Genomic DNA, 20,480 nt, shown 5'->3' with positions numbered 1-20,480 from the left:
GGATCACCGGATGGGTGGTTATGCAGGCAAATGACCGAAGCTGCTGAACGCTTAATTGCCTCCTTATATACCTCTCTAGGATGAACGATGCTCGCATTCAAGCTGCCAATAAAAATTGTCTGCTTATGCATGACAATGTTTTTCGTATTGAGGTACAAGCAGATAAAATGCTCCTGTGACAGGAATCTCATTTCATCCATCATGTATTTGGCGGCATCCTCAGGAGAGCGTATTGTATATCTCCCATTAAAGGCAAGCTTTGAAACACGCCCGCCCAGCTCCAAAGCCGCCAAAAGCTGCAACCCTTTGGCCGTTCCGATGCCCTTAATCGCCTTTAGCTCGTCCAATGTCGCATCCTTCAAGGTTCTTAAACCATTGAAGTGATGGAGCAGTCTGTTGGCAACATCCAAAGCTGATTCTTCCTTTGAACCAGTCTGAATAAGGATGGCAATCAGTTCATTATTGGACAGGCTTTCAGCCCCTTTAAGCATAAAACGTTCCCTGGGCCGCTCCTCTTCCGGATAGTCTTTCATTAATATAGAGTCCATGCTTATATTATCCTCCTATCACCTATTCTATGAAGAGAACAGAGATGGGGGTGTTAACCTTTTTAATGAGGCATGTCAAATCCAAGGGCCCGCAGCTCGCGGATGGTCCTGGATATCGGCAGTCCAACTACCGTAAAATAATCTCCTTTGATTTCTTTCACTAAAAGTCTGCCTACTCCTTGAATGCCATAGGCACCAGCCTTATCAAACGGTTCCCCGGTGTCGAGATATGCGTTTATTTCTGCATCTGTCAATTCCCAAAACAGAACATTTGTTTTTTCAAAAAAAGCAGTATGCTTTCCATTCACCGCGATGGATACACCTGTATATACGGCGTGCTCCGCCCCGGACAATGCCTTTAAGGTCTGATACGCATCTTGTCTGGAAGCAGGTTTACCGAGAACATTCCCATTATGGTATACAATCGTATCCGCACCTAAACAATAGCTGTCTGGATTCGCCTTTGAGATAGCGTCCGCCTTTCTTCTGGCCAATTCCATCACTATTTCTCCAGGTGCAAGGGAGTTGTCAAAGCTTTCATCTGCGTCACTGCTGGAAACTTCAAAAGATATATGAAGATCTTCAAGGAGCGCTTTTCGTCGAGGAGAAGATGAGGCTAATATGAGGGTTTTCTTAATCATGATTCCACCAACCTAACATTTCATAATGGGAGATACAAACCTATCCTATCAAAGAATACATACAGATACAATTTTCAACGAGAATTTTTTAACAAATAGTAAATGAAATGTAACATGACGTAATATGTAGAAATATATCGAAAATTCCCTTTAGCTTCTCTTCCTAAATATGACGTAAACATCATGCAATTAGTTTCAGGAGAGTTGCAAATTTCGCCAAGAAAAATAAAGGAAGCATTTTGCTCCCTTTATTATTTCCCAGGTAATATAAAGTTTATGAACCAATTTCGACATAGTTTGCCAAAAAAGCTAAAAGTGACTTTTGAACAGCTTCTTGATTGGCTGCGCTGCTGTCCTGTCCGAGGGCAGCTGCACCTTTTACTCCTGATGCAAGACCTTCGGCTGCTTTCTTGATGGAAGCTTCCTTAAATTCACTTATTTTCATCTCATCAAGAATCTTTTGCTGATCACTTAGTTTTTTCGCTGTATCTTCCTGGATTGTGCCGCCAGCATATGCAGCTGTTAAAGCGTCGCTTGCAGCACCGTATATTTCTGGTGCAGCATCAAGGAACTGCTTTTCTGTTGAAGTCACCTTACCTGCTTCGCCTCCCGGAAACACCATTTCCTTGGCAAATGCAGATGCTCCGTCTGCTTCTTTTTCTGTTTTCATGCTTTTCGCATTGTCTATATCAGCAGCTATGCCTAGGTAAATCGCAAACTTCCCATCTATCGGCACCTTTTGGGCAACAATGCCTTTCTCTGTAAGTCGGTCCACCTCTTTATCTGCTCCATCCTCTGCTGTGTAAATGTTATTCTGTACAACAAAGGTGCTGATTTCTGCTTTTGTTGCCGCAACTGTGCCTGCTGCAGCTTCACCGGTATTATCCGTGCCTGCTGATTGTGCAGGTGCACTTGCATTATTGCCTGCGATTGCTGCCTTATCTGTATCGACCATTTTCAGCAGCACGAAACCAAACCCCGTCCCTAGCACAATCGCAAAGAACACAGCAAAAAAAATCGATGCAACCATTCCTTTTGATAGATTTCTTTTGCTGCCTTTTTGCTTCATCTTTGCAAGCATATTGCCCTTGCTTTTCTGGTCAGTCTGCAATTGAAATTCCTTTATGTCGTCGGATTCCTCTTCATCAGCAGCATTAGGAAGAATCCAGTCAAAGCTCTCATCTTCCAGTGCCTCGCTGCCTGCCGCCACTTCCTCTGCAGAATTTTTCGGCAGAATAGAATCCTTGTTATTTACAAAAGCATCCTGCTGTTCATCTGATTTCATTTGATTTTCTTTGTTTTGGAACGGACGGTCTTTTCCGTTGATTTTGATAGTGATCGTTTTGCGGTTCTCCGGCTTTTCTGTCACTCGTCCTACCTCCATTTACTAGTTTTGTTCATCCTATCATACTAGCAAAAAAAAATAACAAGACTTTTGTCGTCTTGTTATAGAATGATTTCGTCAAATTCAGTTTTTATTAGACATAATCAGACTCACTTTTAAGTCCTTATATTGAATCGGCTGTTCCTCGCCTTCACTTGTGCAAAGATTTCGTTTTTCCCCTTTAATGCACACCGCAATCGTTTCATTATTATTTATCGTCACATAGCTGTCGGCAGAGAGCGGGAGGGGATCATCCGTATCTGGATCATTAAATGCACTCATATAACCGTTCTCAACAAGCTCTTCGTACGTAATCCGATCATTTGCACCATGACCGCTTGTGGTAGCTTCCTTGATATAGAAGTCTGCTGCTTCCTTCATATTCCATGCATTAGCAACAAATGACTTGTCTCTCATATCATGGATTACCTTTATGACAGATGGGACTGCAATTGCCGCAAGGATACCTATAATGACAATTACTGCAAGAAGCTCTACAAGGGTCAATCCTCGTTCATTGAGTCTAGTATATAGCAATCTATTCGTTTTACTCATCTTCCTCTGTAGACACCCCAGCAAATGGGTTCTTCCTGTCTGCTGAAGCAGGGCTTTCCATTGACGGCAAGTCATTGATCAAGTCTTCCAGCTCTGGATAGTAGTAAATGGATACAGTCATTTCAAATTCGATTTTCTGGTCATTGTCTTCCACTTCCATTACTTCCTTCGTTCCAGTAATTTTTAAGGAATCAATATCCATAATCCGTTTTGAGGACTGCAGCTCTTCCAGCAATTTCTCCAGGTCGAAATAGGTGTTAGCCTCTCCTAATATATTAATGGCTGTTTTCTTAATGCCATTTGGCAACGTTGTTTCAGAGGCTGCAGCATCATTTTCTGATTCGTCACCTGCTTGTTTATTGGCATCATCAATAGCTTTATCAGCTGTTGTTAAATCTTCCTCTGTCACCGTTTCGTCTGAATCTGTGCCATTCAACTTTATTTCAATAAGATTCGTGTCGGAAATAATTTCTGCTTTTTCTATTTCCAGGAGTGCCTGTTCAAGCAGTCTTTTAACAGGAACCTGCTGCTGTAGCTGAACAGTGCTTGTTTTAGTGCTTTCTTTAGCTGCTTTAATTTTCGAATCAAGAATCGTGACCTGCTGCTCCACAAGCTGAAGCTCTGTCTCTTTTGTGTCCACCTGGTTAGATAGCGGCTGTAAGTATGCAAAATAAACATAAGCACCAGCACCTAAAATAAGCAAAGCAGAAAGCAGGAACAAAAACAGCGATCTGTTTTCACCTAATCTCATGGGGACTCCTCCCCTTCTTCATTCTTTGCTGCTGCCGTTAAACCAGCAGTTGTAAACAATATTTCATAGGAAGCATAATATCTTGGTTCAATATCGCCTTCCTTCAGTGTTTCAATAGCCTCGTCTATCTCTTCACTCACTTTGCCTTCTAATATATCCGTAGATTTGCTGTCTACCAATATCGCTTCATCGACCCAGCTGTATTGCAGGATCGAATTCAAATAATACGCAGCATCACTTTTTGTATCGAACTGTACTTTAAGCGTAACTTTTTGCTTTTCACTCACTTCCAGTTCTTGAATAAATCCTCTATTAGGCAGAATAGCTGTGAGCTGTTTCAAAAGGAAAACATTGTCCACTTTTTGTTCATTCGCCCAAGTGATGGCATTCTTCAAGTCCTTTGCAGAATCTGATTCTTGATAGTTTTTCAAGCTGGCCTCTGAAGACTTTACAATATTATTGGAAAGTACAAGGCTATCCTCAACCGAATTCAGCTTTTTCTTGTCATTGGTGTACTGCCAAAAGAACAAGCCTGCAAGCAGGGCAGCAAGAGCTGCTGCTGCAAGAACCCAAACAAGCATGGCTGTTTTCTTAGGCTCTTTTTTAGGAAGGAGGTTAATTTCTACAAGCATGACCTACACCTCTTTTAATCCTAAACCAATGTTGACATGTACGCTCGTTGGTATAGGCTCATCATTCAAACTCGGGACAAAATCCTTCATCTGTTCTGCATTATCAAATCTTTCCTTAATTTGCTCAACAATTGCAGGCAGCCATGGATGGTCTCCGGTAATCACTATTTTTTTTACTTGTCTATCTCCCTTGTTGAGAGTATAACGGTAAAAGCTCATTACTTTTTCTATTTCTTTATAGATATCGTCAAGGCCGTTCCAAACTTCCGCTTTATCTCCCGTAAATGTAAGTCCTTCTGATGCATTTTTCTGCACCCACTGCTCATTGTCTACTTCAATAATCAAATGGCGCATAAAAAGCGGATGATGATTTTCAAAAATGCTCACATTTACTGTCTTTAAATCCACTTCAATAATCATCACCCCGTCATTGGACGGCGAGTTGCTTGTATGGTGATAATAACGATAAAGGGCAAGTGCGGAAATATCAGCAGCTTCTGGTTTCAGCTTCACTTCATCAAGAATCTCGGACAGCTCTGCAATATTGTCTTCTGGTGCTGCAAACAGAATGATTTGTTGCTTATTTTTATCTTTTTCTGCTAACAGATGGTAATCAAAAACAGGGTTTTCAAACGGCAAATGGATAGAAGTCCCCAATTCCATGTATAAGTATCCTTTAATTTCATCAGGGGTTACATCTTCCGGAATGGAAATTTTTCGGATAACCACAGATGAATCAGGAATAAGGAAGCGGACTTGTTTTTTGGCAATTTTCCATTCTTGAATACACTCTTCCAATATCATGGAGAAGGTTTGCAAATCCTGGATTGCACCATCTTGAATCAAGCCTGCCGGCAAGAAACGCTCACCCCAGCTTTGGACAGATGTATCATGGCCGTGCTTCATTTCCACATAGCGGATACAATGGTCTTTCACTGTTAAGTTGACATATTTGCTTTTTCCTAAATTAAATCGTATAGCCATACCTCTGCTCCTTAAAGAAATACATTTAAATACCAATTGATTAAGTCATTGCCATAAAAATAACTCACAAGCGCACCAATCACGATAAACGGACCGAACGGAATCGGCTTGTTTTTTTTCACTTTACCTGCAGCCATGCCAATAAGGCCGCCTGCAGTTCCAAATATGGTGGAAAGGAAGAAGGTCAAAAGGACGAGCTTCATACCAAGCACCAATCCAATAACGGCAAACAGCTTTATATCTCCGCCTCCCATGCCGCCTTTTGAGACCACTGCAATCACATACAAAAGCACAAAACCGACAACTGCCCCAAGCAAGCTGTCCCACCAGGGATCCAACTGAATAAAAATTCGTTCTCCTAACAGCAAGATGCCAAAAAACAGCAGCACCTTATCTGGAATAATCATATATTCTATATCAGAAACAGTGATGATCATCAATAATGAGATGAACGTCCACGCTACAAACAGCTCTGCTTCCCAGCCAAGAATAACAGGGCATAAAACAAAAAGAACACCTGTCAAAAGCTCAAATATAGGATATAAGGGGGAAATCGATGCTTTGCAGCACCTGCATTTCCCCCTTACGAACATATAGCTTAAAACAGGTATTAATTCTAGCGGTGTTAAAGTATGCCCGCAATTCGTACAATGTGATCTTGGCCTAACAATCGATTTCTGCAATGGAACCCTGAGCCCGACAACGTTATAAAAGGAGCCTAGTGTTATTCCGTATAGGAAGATTAGTAGGTAGATCAATTATTCGCCCTCAATTCATTAAGGTGTAGTAGTAGTACCGATTGTATTACTCTTACCAGATTTTGTAGCACTGTTAATTGTAGATAAGTTTGCATTATTAAATTTTATTGTTACATTTCCTTTTTGACCAGTACCTGAAAAAGTAAGTCCACTGTCACCAACTGTTACAGTATATCCATCTTCAAATGTAGTTACGTTTTCAACAAAATCACCTAACTCATCTTCATCTAGTGTTCCTGTTGTATAGTCATTAGAAGAAACATAAGTCTGTGCGCCATTCAAAATCTGTACAGCATCTGCTTTAACAGCATCAAAACGAGATTTCTCAATAATATTCGCAATGCTAGGAATAGCAATCGCAGCAATAATACCTAAAATAACGATAACAGCCAAAAGCTCAATTAGCGTAAGACCCTTTTCGTTTTTAATATGTTTTTTTAATAATTGACCCATTTTTAGTTGCTCCTCTTTTAAAAAAGTTATTTATTTTGGTTGTGTACAACCTATTACTATTATACTAGATAAATAGACTCATTCATACAGTTATTTTAAGGAAAATGTCCTATATTTTTTATTGAACGTGGTTGAATATTTCAAACATCGGCACCATGATGGATGTGACGATTGTGCCGACAATTCCGGCAAGGAGCACGATCATAATCGGTTCGATTAAGGACTTCAGTCTGTCTGTGGCACTTTCGACTTCTCTTTCGTAAAAGTCAGCAACTTTTGAAAGCATCGCATCGAGTGAGCCTGTCTCTTCACCGATGGCAATCATTTGGGTCACAAGGGGCGGGAACACCCAGTGTGCTTTCATCGGTGTTGTTAATGATTGACCTTGTTCTAGTGCGCTTCTTGATTTTATAAGCACCTTTGACATCACTTCATTTTCAATGACGCTTTCGACAATCGCGATCGCCTGCAGAATCGGCACGGAACTGGAAAACAGCGAGCTTAATGTTCTTGTCATTCTTGCTAATGCTGCTTTTTGCAAAATTTTACCGAAAACAGGCAGCCGAAGCAGAAAATAATCTAAATAGTATTTTGAAGCTTTATTATTTCGTATCACAAGAATGCTGACAACAAATGCAATCATCAACAGTATAATCAGCCACCAGTATACTTGCATGAATTCACTAGCATTCAGTACAAATTTGGTGATTGCAGGCAATTCACCGCCGAAATCCTTGAACATATCAACAAATGTCGGGACGATGCTTACGAGCAAAAAGATAACGACTATAATGGCAATAATAGCAATCGCGATTGGATAAGTAAGTGCCGAAATAATCTTTTGTTTCGTGAAATGCTGCTTCTCATAATGCACTGCCAGTCTTTCCAATGTCTCGTCCATGCTGCCGCTTGCTTCACCAGCACGTATCATGTTGACAAACATGCTGGAGAACACTTTGCGATGCTTGCTGGCTGCTTGCGAGAGCGGATTTCCGTCACGCAAATCTTGTTCGACAGACAGCAATGCTTTACGAAGGCCTTTGCTTTCTGTCTGCTGTGCAAGAATAGCTGTTGCTTCCACAACAGAAATACCTGCTTTCAGCAATGTGGCAAATTGACGTAAATAAATAACAAAATCCTGCAGCTTAACCGGACTGCCTAGTGTGATTTCCTTTGTAAGCAGTGTTTCGGGAATCTCATTGATTTCCATGACTCTGATTCCTTTTTCCTTCAGCTGCAGCATGGCATCTCTTTTTGACTGTGCTGTAACAATGCCTGTTTTTTTACCTCTGCGGTCTCTTCCTTCATATTTATAACGAGCCATTGCTTTGCTCCTTCTCTTGTAAATATGGAAGTGCAGCTTCTCTTAATACAGCTCCAGCCTGGACGAGCTCCTTCACATTGCTTTCTAATGTATGCATCCCAGCTGCTCTTGATGTCTGCATGATATTTTGAATTTGATGGATCTTTTCGTTGCGGATTAAATTCGCAACAGCTGCATTATTAATTAAGATTTCTGTTGCAGACACCCTGCCCGTCTTGTCTGGTGTTGGAAACAGCCTTTGGGACACGATGCTCACAAGCACAGATGCCAGCTGAATGCGGATTTGATCCTGCTGGGACGGCGGAAACACATCAATAATCCGGTTGATTGTCGCCGGCGCACTAGACGTATGAAGCGTTCCGAGCACAAGATGGCCTGTTTCTGCTGCTGTAATTGCGGTTTGAATTGTTTCTAAATCACGCATCTCGCCGACTAGAATAACATCCGGGTCCTGTCTTAACGAAGCCCGCAGCCCATTGGCGAAATTCTTCGTATCAAAGCCGACCTCTCGCTGATCAATAATGCATTTACCATGCTTATGCAAGTATTCAATCGGATCTTCCAATGTGATAATATGCTTTCTCATCGTCTCGTTCATATAGGAAATCATCGCAGCAAGTGTTGTTGATTTACCGCTTCCTGTCGGTCCTGTAACGAGTATTAATCCTTGCGGCTTTTCACTGATTTTTTTTAAGATTGGCGGCAGCTTCAAATCATCCAAATTGGGTATAGATGTTGGCACCACCCTGATTGCAAGAGCAACACACGCTCTTTGCTTATATGTGTTAACACGAAATCTGGAAACACCTTTTAGACTGTAGGAAAAGTCCAGCTCTCCTTTTTCCGTGAACACATCCCATAACTCCTTAGGAATCATCGCTTTTGCCATCGTTTCTGTATCTGCAGGGGTTAAGCTTTCCTTGCCGTATCGTCTCAGCTCTCCGTTTATACGCATGACAGGAGGCACTCCGACTGTCAAATGGATGTCAGAAGCTTTAAGCTCAAAGCCGACCCGCAGCAAATGGTCGATATTGTTGTACATATTAGCCCCTCCTAGTCAGGGATAGCTACACGAAGCACTTCTTCTGTTGTAGTAATTCCTTGTTTAACTTTCAAAAGACCGTCATCAATTAAGAAGATTGTTTTAGCTTTAATAGCAAGCTCCCGCAGCTTCGTGAAGGACTCGCCATTCATGATGACACTTTTCATCTCATCATTGATAACTAACACCTCATGGATAGCAACACGGCCTTTATAGCCTGTCATGTTGCAGGAAGCACAGCCCTTCCCTCTTGCCACCTTCTCGATGGACAACCCTCTTTTTGCGAAAATTTCTTTCTCTCGCGCCGAAGCAGGATGAACCTCTCCACAGTCTCTGCACACTTTTCTCACAAGCCGTTGTGCGACAATTCCGCTTAAGGAGGAAGCAACTAAAAATGGCTCCACTCCCATATCAAGCAATCGTGTAATAGAGCCCAAAGAATCATTCGTATGAAGAGTGCTAAGAACAAGATGTCCTGTCAACGACGCTCTGACAGCAACCTCGGCTGTTTCCTTATCTCGTATCTCCCCGACCATGATGACATTCGGGTCTTGTCTCAGGATAGCGCGCAATCCTGCTGCAAATGTCATGCCGACATTTCCGTTTACTTGAATTTGGTTAATGCCCTCTAATTGATATTCAACAGGGTCCTCGACCGTAATGATATTAACCTCTTCACTGTTTAAGCGATTAAGTGCAGCATATAAAGTGGAAGATTTACCTGAACCAGTCGGGCCTGTTATTAAAATAATCCCTGTCGGTTTTTCAATCATGTCAACGAAGCGGCCAAGATTAACTTTATTAAAGCCAAGCTTATTAAGGTCATTTAAGGTACTCCCTAAATCAAGAAGACGCATTACAACCTTTTCACCATATACTGTCGGCAATGTTGATACACGCAAATCAATCGGATGGAAATCCAGATTAATCTTAATTCTCCCATCCTGGGGAATGCGATGCTCTGTTATATCTAAATTGGCCATGATTTTCAGCCTGGCAATCAATACACTTTGCATATGCTTTGGCAGGACCCGTTCGACACGAAGTACGCCATCAATACGGTAGCGGATAACCACCTTCGTTTCCTGCGGGTCAATATGAATATCACTTGCTTTTAATGTTGCTGCATTCGTCAATATTTGGTTAACAAGTCTTACGATTGGAGAATCTTGCTCAATCATCCCATCGCTCTGGCTTTCACCAATCTCATTCGAATCTGACAGCAATTCTTCAAAGCCTTCGTCCATATCATAATATTTATTGATTGCCCGCAGGATATCATCTTTAGAAGCAATAGCTGTTTCTATTTGAAAGCCAGTAGCCAAGCGCAAATCATCAATTGTATAGAAGTCCATTGGATCAGCCATTGCGACATACAGTTTTTCTCCATCTTTCTTGAGCGGAATAATCAACTGTCTTTTCGCTGTTTCCTTGGAAACAATCGTAAATAATTTAGGGTCAAAAGGATAGCGGTACAAGCTTACATGGGGAATGCCTAACTGCAATTCCAATACTTCAATAAGCTGCTGCTCTGTAATAAATCCCTTTTGAAGCAAACTGTCGCCAAGCCTTTGATCCGGATGCTTATCTTGCAGCGCCTGCTGCAGCTGTTCTTCTGTCAGCAAACCAGCTTCCACCAACAAATCACCAAGTCGTTTTCGAATTTGTTTCATCCTTGCATCCCTCCCTTAAAATTATTTAGTGCTTTCCGTTGTTTCTTCCGTACTTGCAGCAGTCTTGTCCGCTTCTGTGCTGTCATTTGTTTTGCTATCCGTTTCCGTTGTTTCCGTATCTTTTGTATTGCTTGAGTCGTCTTCAGAAGCTTCTGTATCTGCCTTTGCTTCACTATTATCGCTATCTGTGTCTTCTGCAGCACTGTTATCAGCGTCGATTGTAACATCCTCTTCAACAAGCAGGCTGTGTGCAATGACTTTATTCACTGGTGGATAAAAGTCTTCACTGATTAGTTCTTTTTTTACAACTTCCCCGTTCTCATCCTTCGACTCTCTGTATACCTTGATCAACTGTCCGGCGGAGCCTTTTTCTACAATTCTCGTTTCATTTAAGCTCAGACTTGGATCAAACTGAAGAACTGTTTTTGGTGAAAATGTTTCTTTATCAGACAAAATCACTTTATAGTCATATAGCAAACTAGCTCCATTTAAACTTACATACAGTTTGTTATTAACCATTTGGAAGGACATAGTAAAGGTTTGTTCATTAGGATTATTGAACCGGTAATCCATTTTTTGATTCTTATTTATTCTTGCTTCATAGCCGATATCAGCAAAGTCTGGCAACGTATTGCTTGTATACCTTTCTGAAACAGTGAAGTTCGTTGGCAGGATTGCTGAATGAACAGCAGTAGCCACAATGCTTAGCACCTTATCTGAGTAAGCTTCCCCATTATTTTCGTTCATCCATTCAAGCAAAGAAATGGTTGCTTGCGGTTTAATCGTTAAAGTCGGGAATTGCTTTACCCATTTTTTTACACTGTTTTTCTGGTCGTCCGTATCCACTGTCGCCTCTGCTAATTTAGCGTTCTCTTCTTTTTTGCTTATTTTGTATTCATTCAAGTCGATTAATTGATTGCCAGATTGTAAGCTTGCTGCCATTCCTACTAAACTATCATTCAACTTAGACAAATAAAAAGCATTATCTGTCGTCAGCTCGGCTGATACAGATGTCAGGAAGCTTTCCATTTCCTGCAAGTCAAGGGACACAAGAACATTATTGTTCTCCCCTTGTTTAATGGAAGCAACAGCGTCCTTCAATTGAAATGCAAACTGGCTTAGATCAAAACTCACTGTCTTTTCTTTGAATTTCAATTGAATATTTGTGTTCTTCTCCCATTCTGTATGCTTTTCGCTTACTGCGCTTAAGGCCTCCTGTTGATTCATCCCAGAAACATCGATGCCGGCAATTGTTGTATGCTCCTCATATCCGTCATTACTCTGAAAAAAATTACTGTATGCCTTCGCCCCAAATTGAGAAAAGCTAAAAATAAAGGAAGTCGCGAACAAAATTGCGGCAAATAGCTTTGCAGCTTGGATGTTTTTCATGCAGTGTTTGCTCCTTTGTTATTAAGCTTCCACATTCATTGAAAGGTCAATTACTACACTTGGTCCTGCTAGCTGGGCATTTTCAATATCCGCTAATGTCAGAACAGTTCCTTTTGTCAGCAGTAGTTGACCTTCATTTGTGTATATATCATTAACTACTTTTTTATTCAGCAATAATTCTACTTGCTTTTCTTTTAATGCTTGCAGGCGTTCTGCTTCCTCTGCGTGATTAATGACAGGAGCAGACAGCTCTTCTAATAATTCTTCCGTCTCCTCAGCTGTATCTAGTGCTGAAGCTTCTTCTTTTGCACCAAGCTCTCTAAGGCTGGCAGCTGTTTCTTCTTTAACAACAATGATGTCTTTTCCGTAAGTCAACACAAATTCGGCATCAATCAGCACTTCTTTGTTTTTCACATTAGCTTGAAGTGCCGTGATTGCACCGCCATTTTCGTCATCAACGACAAATTCGGAAACTTTGCCGATAAGTTCCCCTTTTCTAGTAATAACATTTGCATCGATAAGACCGATTTTTTTATTTACTAATTCACTGGCAATCGGAATTTCGTTCAAATCCATGATGGCATGGGCATTTTCAATCGTTACTGCATACTCGCCGACACCGACCACTTTTTTAAACGGAATAGCAAAATTGTTGTCCTGCCATTCTTCTTGTTCGATTGTCAAGAAATCTACCGTACCCTTTTCTGGGTTAATAATAAGTGATTGAACCTTTCCTTCCTGCTGTCCGTTTGAAATGCTAATGATTGGCAATCCTTTAATTTGTGTACTGTTTTTCATAAAATATCCTCACCTTATTCACATATTTAATTATTTAAGTAATTCTTCTCCATGAAGCTTAGCTGTTCTAAGATGATTGGTTCATGTTGGTATTTAGTTTGCAATTGAACAAACAATGACCGCAGCTTGGAACTTTCGTTATGCTGAACATAATGCTCGATCAGTAAATTAGACAGAGCAAAGTATTCATGTAATGGCAATGTCTCTGTTAGGCATTTCAGCAGGATTGCTTCATATTCCTCTCTGCTGAGGCTGTTCTTCATCAGGTCAAGCTGCATTAACGTATTATTGATAACCTGATGCGCCACTCTATTGTCTTTAACTGTCACTTCGTCTTCTATGACGTCGACTTCTTCCATACTTTCTTCTTTAATATTTTCTTCTTCGCTGATTTTTTCTGTGCTTAGTTCTAATAACGGTTCTTTATGGGCTAGAATGTCTGGCAGCAAATCTTCTGCTACAGTGTCGACTTCTTCTCGTTCCAACAAGTCAGGGTTTATAACAAAATCATCCACTTCTTGTTCTTTTAAGCTCTCATCATTAGCAGCCGGTGTTACGGCATCTTGGTCATCCTCTATACTTGCCGCTGCTTGATCTAAATCTTCTAGTAAAGACATATCAAAATCAGCAAACTCGGCTGCTGTTTTGCTCTGCTTATTTTCTTGCTGTGTTTCATTTTCATCAGAGTTCATCAGCATTTCCAGCTCCTCCATATAAGAAAAGCTTTCTGCTGAATGTTCTGCTACCGCATTTTCAGTTGGCGATGTGAGAACTTCCATTGCTGGAATTTCCTCTGCATCCTCTAATTCCCCTATGATTATTTCGTCCGCAACAGCTGAATTGTTAACATCTTCTTTCGCAGAAAAATCACTTTTCATAAATTCTTCCTCGACAGAAACTGCCGGAATAATAATATCTTCCTCATCATTTGCTTTTTCAGCTGTTAAAACTGGCTCGACTTCTTTTACTTCAGCTGCTGCAGGCAGCTTTTCGCTTTTGATATCCCATGTGCTATTTCGCTGTGTCACCTGCTGAGCTGTAGCCATTTCCCAGTCATAATCTTCTTCATCCATTTCTTCCTCTGCTTCAAACATCATTTCTGGGGATTTTTTAATGAAGATATAAGTAAATATAATTAAAAATAAAAGCATTAAAAGCACTGTTTGCCACCATGCAAACAATCGCTGTGTCAATAACCCGCATACAGATGTGAGCAGTGCAGCACCAATAATCCACCATTTGCCCTTTTTCGTAAACCCTAATGGGAGAAAATACACAATTGGCACAATCAAAATTAGGGAGAAAAGAGCTAGAACATACGATATCATGGTACACCTCCTTATAACGATATCTAATTTCCTAAAAAAACGACATTTTTTTCTATTTTTCCAATACTTTAGCACTCTTTTTCGACTTTTTTAGTCAATTTACGACTAATAAATATTGTATAATAAGATTAGTAATTTTGAAAGCAGGGGAATATATGAAATTTTTTAAAGTTCTATCTAGTAATAAAGGCTTAACTTTGATTGAGGTTCTCGTTTCCCTTACTATACTCAGTCTAATTTTATTAGGTATAATGAACTTTTTTAATCAAGCTTATTCTTTTACAAACTCGAACCAAAAAAAGACTGCTGCCATTAATGTTGCTAGAAACGCTTTAACGTATATGGAACAGTCTTCAGGCAATAACTCGTTTATTGCGCTAAGAGACAGGCTGGAAAAAAATCCGGCCACAGAAGGTACATTAAGAATTTGTGATAATTCCTATCAAGTATTTTGGAATGATGAGGTACAGGGCTGTGAGCCAATCACCATAAATAATGTAGCCTACAATGTTACTATTGTTCCTTCGCTGGATGAAAACAATACAGCTTATTTCATTCCCTTAACTGTTGAAGTGGCTTGGACGGTGAAGCAGCATGACTACACAACTTCAATGGAAGGGGCAATTAAAAGTGAAGATCTTAGATGAAAAAGGACTGACCTTGGTTGAGGTTCTTGCAGTGCTTGCGATAACAGCTATCGTGCTGCCTGTTATATATGGTGTCTTTCATACAGGTATTAATCTGTACAATAAGATACAAGTAGAAGGGCAGCTCCGTGATGATGCTGATTATGCGGTGTCTGTGATGATGAATTCCTTTAACAGCATTCCGTTTGATTATGTCACACAAGATGGCGACAAAATCGTCCTTGTTAATTCAGAGCAGACAGCTATTAACGAAAATGAAAAAGAGAATTCAACCTTTTACTCCTACAGTAAAGAAGAAATTGATGAAGAGAACACAGAAACACGATCGATTGAATTTGTAGAAAAAACAGTAGGTGGCAAAGAAATTCAGTCTGTTTCCATTGATGGAAATACACTGGAAGGAAACGGCGATTACAGTGCATCCACTATTAATTTAATGTGCAGTGATACCGATAGAAATGATAACAACAAATGTTTACACGGCATTATTGCAGTGGATTTCACCATTCAAAATGCCAGAATAGAACGGCCACTAACATTAGAAAGTCGATTTGGCTTTTAAGGAGTATTATATGAAGAAACTGAATGAAAAAGGAAATGCCCTCCTTACAGTCCTTTTAGTGTCGATTGTATTCACGACGATTGGTCTTGCCATTGTGGCATCTTCCATCAGTGGAGCAAAACGAGTGGAAACAAGGGAATCGGACATCACCGTAACGTTTGAGAGCAAAAAGGTGCTCGAGGAAATTACATCTGAAATTGCGGCAAGGCTGAATACATTAAATTTAGATATGGTGAAAAGAACAGATGGCACTTACCGAGTAAATGCATCATTTGAAGGAAATCTGCAAAATAGAGTGCTCGTTCCCAGTCTTGAACATATCCTTGAAAATACCAATTACGATGACTCTATTAAATGTTTAAGCATACAAGACTTAAGCAATACCAACGACATTCTATCTATCCAGCCTACTTCGGCACAAAACCAATGTGAGGCTGCAACGTTGGAAAATACAAGCTCTTATTCCATTAACAGAGATGATGATTACACAAGAGTGCTGGAGATTGTGCTTGTAACGAACAACCCGAATGAAAATGAGGGAGATGTCACGCGAACGTTGAAGAAAAAGATCATTCTGTCCCCACTTCCAAGCTTCCTTAAGTATGCTGCAGGGTCAGCTTCAGAAGATGATAAAGGCGGACTTTTCTTGAATGGTTCTTCTAATATTAACGGAAATGCCTTTGCTAATTATCTGACGATATCAGATGATGCAAAATATCAAGACCGGCAAGGAGGCGCAAGAACAGTACATTCTCTCCCGCCATCAGTTAATGGTGACTTCTACAGCACAGGAGCGCATATACTTCCGTTACTGAAGGAAAGCAATTTCTATCAGGAAGATGTACCTGATCTTAAGCATGATAGTCAATTTATCAATATTGAGTTTGATAAAACACTCAGAGACCGAATTAACACAATCCTTGGAAATAACAACATAACAGCAACTGTTTCAACAACAGAGGATATAAAGTATCTTCCAAGTGTATTAAAGCAGGAAATAAGCTCTAAGGTGACTACAAATGTTACCGAAAGTGAGATTGCAAAGACTGAAACACAGCAAGTCCCTCAATCTGTGCTAGGAGACTCCCTTGAGGAGCTGGAGGGCGGTTTCACGATTGACAGTAAAACTGGTCCAATTCAATTTAATAATACAGTACAAGTTAATGGAGATGTTGTTATAAACAGCAGCAACTATCCAATTACATTTAACAAAGATCTTATCGTTAATGGTGATTTATATGTTGTCAGCAATAAGGATATATCCCTTCAAGCTGTCAAGACAGCGGGCAATCTTCATCTTATTAACTTTGAAGGCAATGTCACAGTTGCGCAAGACATGGTGGCTACCGGAAAAATCGTAATAGAGTCCAGCGCTGACAAAACGGTAAACACAGCAAACGGAGTGAAGCTGAATGGCGATATCTTTTCAGGAACAACACTCAGCATTCGCCCCCTTAATACAGAAATGGATTTAAACAGTAATATTATCAGTCTTGGTTCTTTTACAGTCAAGGGCGATGAAACAGGGGAATCTGAACAAGAAAATGACATTGTGCGCTTTAATTCTGTTGTTTATTCGAATGCAGACAGCTTTATCTCCAACGTTAATATTATTGGCCTGCCATACACAAATACTTTAGGTAACGCAACGGAAGGGCAGCTGATACTGCTTTCAAAAGACAGGCTTACGATTACAAGGATGAATGAATTTAACAATTATGCTGACATGAATGAGCCGAGCTATCCGTACTTGCCAATCGAGGAAATGAATATCAAGCCATTACAAGCATTTTTCTATACAGAAAGGGATGCAGAATTATATGGAGTAGGATCGTTGTTTTATATTAAAGGAGGCATATTTGCCAGAGGTTCTCTTGAAATCAATGCGATCAGAGCGAACCGCTCATTTAAAGCAATCGAAAATGTTCCTGGGTCAACAGAAGGTTACATGTCCAGATTCATTGTCGATTATGACCAAGACGTATTATTGCAAGGAATAGATGCATTGCCGATAGTTGACCGCTTGCAGATTATTCCTGATGATTTTGTTATTCAATAACCATTCAAGGGTGCCCTATCTGGCACCCTTTTTAATTCTACAAAAAAAGGGATGCTTACATTTAGCATCCCTTCCTTATTACCATTTACCGTCCGTGCTGTTTCCAGAACCGCCGTTATCACCATCGTCTGTACTAGTATCCTCCACAACTTCAATCAAGGTGGATGCACTTGGACTTGTGCTATCTCTTTGTTCTTCTGCAGTTGCTGTCACATTTGAATAACCGACTTCTTTCCCTTTCAAGTAGTATTCGCCATCTTTATGAATGACTTCTACTTTATCTGGCTGATCTGCTACAACACTAATAATATCTTTGTCTGTTGCGTTGCTTGGGTTGAAGATTAAGTTATCTGTTACTGGCAGCTCTTCCCCAACCTCCACTTGGTAGGCTGGTTTCGTGAATTTAATTTCATCAAGGGCAATATACGGGTCCGTAACTGTCACCGGAATTCTTACCTCAAGATTAGAACCGTCTTTTGTCTTCACAATCAGCTCTGTTTCCCCTGCCTTATTTCCGTAAATGCTGTACTTTCCATCAAGGATACTAGCTATTGATGTGTCAGCAAGTTTAATATCCAAGTCTTTGTTTGTGGCATTTTCCGGGTTAAAGGTAACAGTGAAGTCAGTCGTGCTTCCTACGATAATATTTATAGGGTTAGGCGCAACCGAAATAGATTGTACTTTATCTTGTATTGTAATTGTCTTTGTGATTTCCTGGCTGTTAGCAAAACCACCTTCAGCCTTAACGTGAATCGTATTCTTGCCTGTCTTGTCTATTATGATTGCTTCAGTTGGATTAAATTTAATCCAACCTGTTGTCTCCTTGCCATTGTCCACTTTATAGGAGTAGACAACATCATCTCCTGCAACTTTCTGGACAAGCCTTGCCTCTACCGTTTCTGATGCTGTTTCGCCACTTCCATATTTATCGCCTGTAGACTTTCCGGTCAAATCATAATCTGGCGTGAAATACAGATAGGCTTTACTGTCATCATTATACGTGATTTCTATTGCCTGATTGTTCGTCCCTTCTTTAAAAACCATATCTTTCACAGGCTTATTTTCAAGTCCATAATCTTCCTTGAAATCAGCAGTGCTTGCTATTTTCGTATTTGTTGCCTGATCTCTCTTTTCAATCGTTCCTGCAGCATCACCTGTGTATACATTCGCTGTGTTTTCTTTTAACTGTACCTTCATATTAATCATTTGCGATGATGCTGGAATCGTTGTTTGACTGCTGTATGAAAAACGAGAATCAGTAAAATATAAATTGGCGATTGGCATCGTCATATTAGTGACCGCCCAATCTACTTTCAGCGGCAAGGAAGCCGTAATTTCTGAGGGCGTAAAGCTGCCTTTTGCGTAGTTTGCCACATCACTTAATGACATCACTGCATAGTTTTTACCATTCCTTGACTCTACCTTCACATTATCCTTAGGAATAACCGTAATCCCAGCTGGCAATGGCTGTTCAATAACTAAATTCTGTAATTTGCCGCTGACAGTGCTGTTCACTAAATTAATAGGCTTTAAAGAATAATTGACATTAAAATAATTTGTTCTGTCATTCGAATTGCTAGTTTTGACTAAATTATTTAAGTCATTCACTACTTTTGACAATGTCATAGAGGACTGGAAGCCGGCAGGTGCATCATCTTTAACAACAATCGTTGCAGAGGTTGATTTCTCCTGAAGCTTTCCATCTAGATCGGTATATTCAAGCTTAATATTATCAAAATTATATGTCCCTTTTTGACTGAATGTCAAAGGCAGTGACACATCAATCGGAGTCGTAACATTTTGATTGATTGGGAACAATATGTCCTTTTTAATGATTATATTTCCTGAAGAATCCAATGTAGCATTGGCATTGTCTGCAAGTTTAACAGTATCCCCAAACTTAGCAATATTAATTTTAACAGTAGCCGTGATAGTTGGTGTGGATACCTTCTGTGATATATCTTCAAATATTTTCGCAATAGTATCTGTTGAAGCCTGCTGTGCTGTCACACCAGTCTTCTCTGATAACTTACTTAAATAGCTCATATCTACTTCACTATTTGTCCCAAAGCCGACGGAATACAGCTTAATGTTATTGGCAGCAAGTTCGTCGACCTCTTCATCAACATATGATTTAATGGCTGTTTGCACTGTTTTTAAGCTGTTGGAAACAACTGTCCCATTAGAACGGACAGCAGTCGCTGTATTATTTGTATAAACAGTGTATGTTACTGTATCCTGCACTTTTTTGTCATAGCAGAAGTACTTAGATTGACAAACTCTATCAGTAAATGTCTCTACGTTTTTAGAAGATGTCGGCTCTCCATCTGTCATAAAGATGATATACTTCCTCGCTTGGCTTGTTCCAGTTGTTAACATGCTCCTTGCTTTTTGGAAGGATTGTGTATAGTTTGTTCCGCCAACGGCAGAAAGCTCCTTCACTCGGTTGTTAATAGTCTGCAGGTTTGTTCTCACATTATCTGTCGTTGGCGTGGACACAACCGGAAAACTTACAACCTTATCTGTTTCCACATCTGTAGAAAAAGGAATAAGAGAAAACCTGTCATTTTTATTAGGATCTTGGCTAAAGAAAGCCGCCGCTTCAGCCATGGCATTTTTTGCACTCAAAAACTTATACGGGCTTTTGCCTAGCTCATCCATGGAGCCTGATTTATCAAAAACAAATGCAACATCTATTGGAGAACGATTTGCATTTGTTGCCTTCCCCTCAGGAGTTAAACGAATATCTAAACTTCCCTGTGCCGAACTGTTTGCCGGTTTAACGATAACACTTTGAGATGGTGTCACTGTAAAATTAACTGTCGGCGCTGATGCAGCCGCATTTGCTTGGAAGGGTATCAACAGCAATGACAGTATTGACAATATAATAAACTTACTGAAACGTAACGCTCTCCTCATTTCCCCACTCCGTTCTTACTACTTTTAAACTAG

General features: G+C 40.2%; 19 protein-coding genes. 3 read left to right on the top strand and 16 right to left on the bottom strand.

What is annotated here, in order from left to right:
• From radC to LXM54_RS24345, 15 genes are all read right to left on the bottom strand, one after another.
• On the bottom strand, window positions 1–548 hold a 548-nt coding region (gene radC, locus LXM54_RS24415; RefSeq protein ID WP_233318414.1), incomplete at its 3' end, for a RadC family protein.
• Between the two features lie 62 nt (window positions 549–610).
• A complete protein-coding gene (locus LXM54_RS24410) occupies window positions 611–1,189 on the bottom strand; it encodes a Maf family protein (RefSeq protein WP_233318412.1) in 579 nt (192 codons plus the stop codon).
• A 274-nt stretch (window positions 1,190–1,463) separates the two neighbouring features.
• A complete protein-coding gene (locus LXM54_RS24405) occupies window positions 1,464–2,558 on the bottom strand; it encodes a hypothetical protein (RefSeq protein WP_233318410.1) in 1,095 nt (364 codons plus the stop codon).
• Between the two features lie 99 nt (window positions 2,559–2,657).
• Window positions 2,658–3,128, bottom strand: coding sequence for a type II secretion system protein (locus LXM54_RS24400; RefSeq protein ID WP_233318408.1), 471 nt, complete (start codon window positions 3,126–3,128; stop codon window positions 2,658–2,660).
• Window positions 3,121–3,879 (bottom strand): pilus assembly protein PilO, encoded by a 759-nt coding sequence (locus LXM54_RS24395; RefSeq protein WP_233318407.1) that lies wholly within the window; start codon window positions 3,877–3,879, stop codon window positions 3,121–3,123. The genes LXM54_RS24400 and LXM54_RS24395 overlap by 8 nt, the downstream gene beginning before the upstream one ends.
• Window positions 3,876–4,511, bottom strand: coding sequence for a fimbrial assembly protein (locus tag LXM54_RS24390; protein ID WP_233318404.1), 636 nt, complete (start codon window positions 4,509–4,511; stop codon window positions 3,876–3,878). The genes LXM54_RS24395 and LXM54_RS24390 overlap by 4 nt, the downstream gene beginning before the upstream one ends.
• A gap of 3 nt (window positions 4,512–4,514) precedes the next feature.
• Window positions 4,515–5,495: a type IV pilus biogenesis protein PilM gene (gene pilM / locus LXM54_RS24385; protein ID WP_233318402.1), complete on the bottom strand. Its 981-nt coding sequence runs from the start codon at window positions 5,493–5,495 to the stop codon at window positions 4,515–4,517.
• 11 nt (window positions 5,496–5,506) lie between these two features.
• Entirely contained in the window at window positions 5,507–6,253 is a 747-nt protein-coding gene (locus LXM54_RS24380; protein ID WP_233318400.1) for a prepilin peptidase, read from the bottom strand.
• An 18-nt stretch (window positions 6,254–6,271) separates the two neighbouring features.
• Window positions 6,272–6,706: a prepilin-type N-terminal cleavage/methylation domain-containing protein gene (locus tag LXM54_RS24375; RefSeq protein WP_233318398.1), complete on the bottom strand. Its 435-nt coding sequence runs from the start codon at window positions 6,704–6,706 to the stop codon at window positions 6,272–6,274.
• Between the two features lie 118 nt (window positions 6,707–6,824).
• On the bottom strand, window positions 6,825–8,030 hold the full coding sequence (locus LXM54_RS24370; protein WP_233318396.1) for a type II secretion system F family protein: 1,206 nt from the start codon (window positions 8,028–8,030) through the stop codon (window positions 6,825–6,827).
• Window positions 8,017–9,072: a type IV pilus twitching motility protein PilT gene (locus LXM54_RS24365; RefSeq protein WP_233318394.1), complete on the bottom strand. Its 1,056-nt coding sequence runs from the start codon at window positions 9,070–9,072 to the stop codon at window positions 8,017–8,019. Before LXM54_RS24365 ends, LXM54_RS24370 begins: the two co-directional genes overlap by 14 nt.
• 11 nt (window positions 9,073–9,083) lie before the next feature.
• Complete coding sequence (locus LXM54_RS24360) at window positions 9,084–10,745, bottom strand: GspE/PulE family protein (protein WP_233318392.1); 1,662 nt, start codon at window positions 10,743–10,745, stop codon at window positions 9,084–9,086.
• A gap of 21 nt (window positions 10,746–10,766) precedes the next feature.
• Window positions 10,767–12,134: a G5 domain-containing protein gene (locus tag LXM54_RS24355; RefSeq protein ID WP_233318384.1), complete on the bottom strand. Its 1,368-nt coding sequence runs from the start codon at window positions 12,132–12,134 to the stop codon at window positions 10,767–10,769.
• A gap of 21 nt (window positions 12,135–12,155) precedes the next feature.
• Complete coding sequence (locus LXM54_RS24350) at window positions 12,156–12,932, bottom strand: PRC-barrel domain-containing protein (protein ID WP_233318382.1); 777 nt, start codon at window positions 12,930–12,932, stop codon at window positions 12,156–12,158.
• Window positions 12,933–12,958: 26 nt separating this feature from the next.
• A complete protein-coding gene (locus LXM54_RS24345; protein ID WP_233318380.1) occupies window positions 12,959–14,260 on the bottom strand; it encodes a hypothetical protein in 1,302 nt (433 codons plus the stop codon).
• 155 nt (window positions 14,261–14,415) lie between these two features.
• Here LXM54_RS24345 and LXM54_RS24340 point away from each other — a divergent pair, with 155 nt between their 5' ends.
• From LXM54_RS24340 to LXM54_RS24330, 3 genes are read left to right on the top strand one after another with little or no spacing between them, the layout of a single operon-like run.
• The gene (locus LXM54_RS24340) at window positions 14,416–14,907 is read left to right on the top strand and encodes a type IV pilus modification PilV family protein (RefSeq protein WP_233318378.1); all 492 of its coding nucleotides are present in this window, start codon (window positions 14,416–14,418) and stop codon (window positions 14,905–14,907) included.
• Window positions 14,891–15,469 (top strand): prepilin-type N-terminal cleavage/methylation domain-containing protein, encoded by a 579-nt coding sequence (locus LXM54_RS24335; protein ID WP_233318376.1) that lies wholly within the window; start codon window positions 14,891–14,893, stop codon window positions 15,467–15,469. Before LXM54_RS24340 ends, LXM54_RS24335 begins: the two co-directional genes overlap by 17 nt.
• Window positions 15,470–15,479: 10 nt before the next feature.
• Window positions 15,480–17,528, top strand: a complete 2,049-nt coding sequence (locus LXM54_RS24330; RefSeq protein WP_233318374.1) for a hypothetical protein — start codon at window positions 15,480–15,482, stop codon at window positions 17,526–17,528.
• A 78-nt stretch (window positions 17,529–17,606) separates the two neighbouring features.
• On the opposite strand, the gene LXM54_RS24325 is transcribed toward LXM54_RS24330, so the two are convergent.
• Window positions 17,607–20,447 (bottom strand): vWA domain-containing protein, encoded by a 2,841-nt coding sequence (locus tag LXM54_RS24325; RefSeq protein WP_233318372.1) that lies wholly within the window; start codon window positions 20,445–20,447, stop codon window positions 17,607–17,609.
• Window positions 20,448–20,480: the final 33 nt, after the last annotated feature.

The sequence above is a fragment of the Bacillus sp. Au-Bac7 genome (assembly GCF_021341655.1).
GTDB lineage: Bacteria > Bacillota > Bacilli > Bacillales > Cytobacillaceae > Niallia.
Note: the sequence above shows the minus strand (reverse complement) of the source record. Positions and strands in the feature narration are given on the sequence as shown.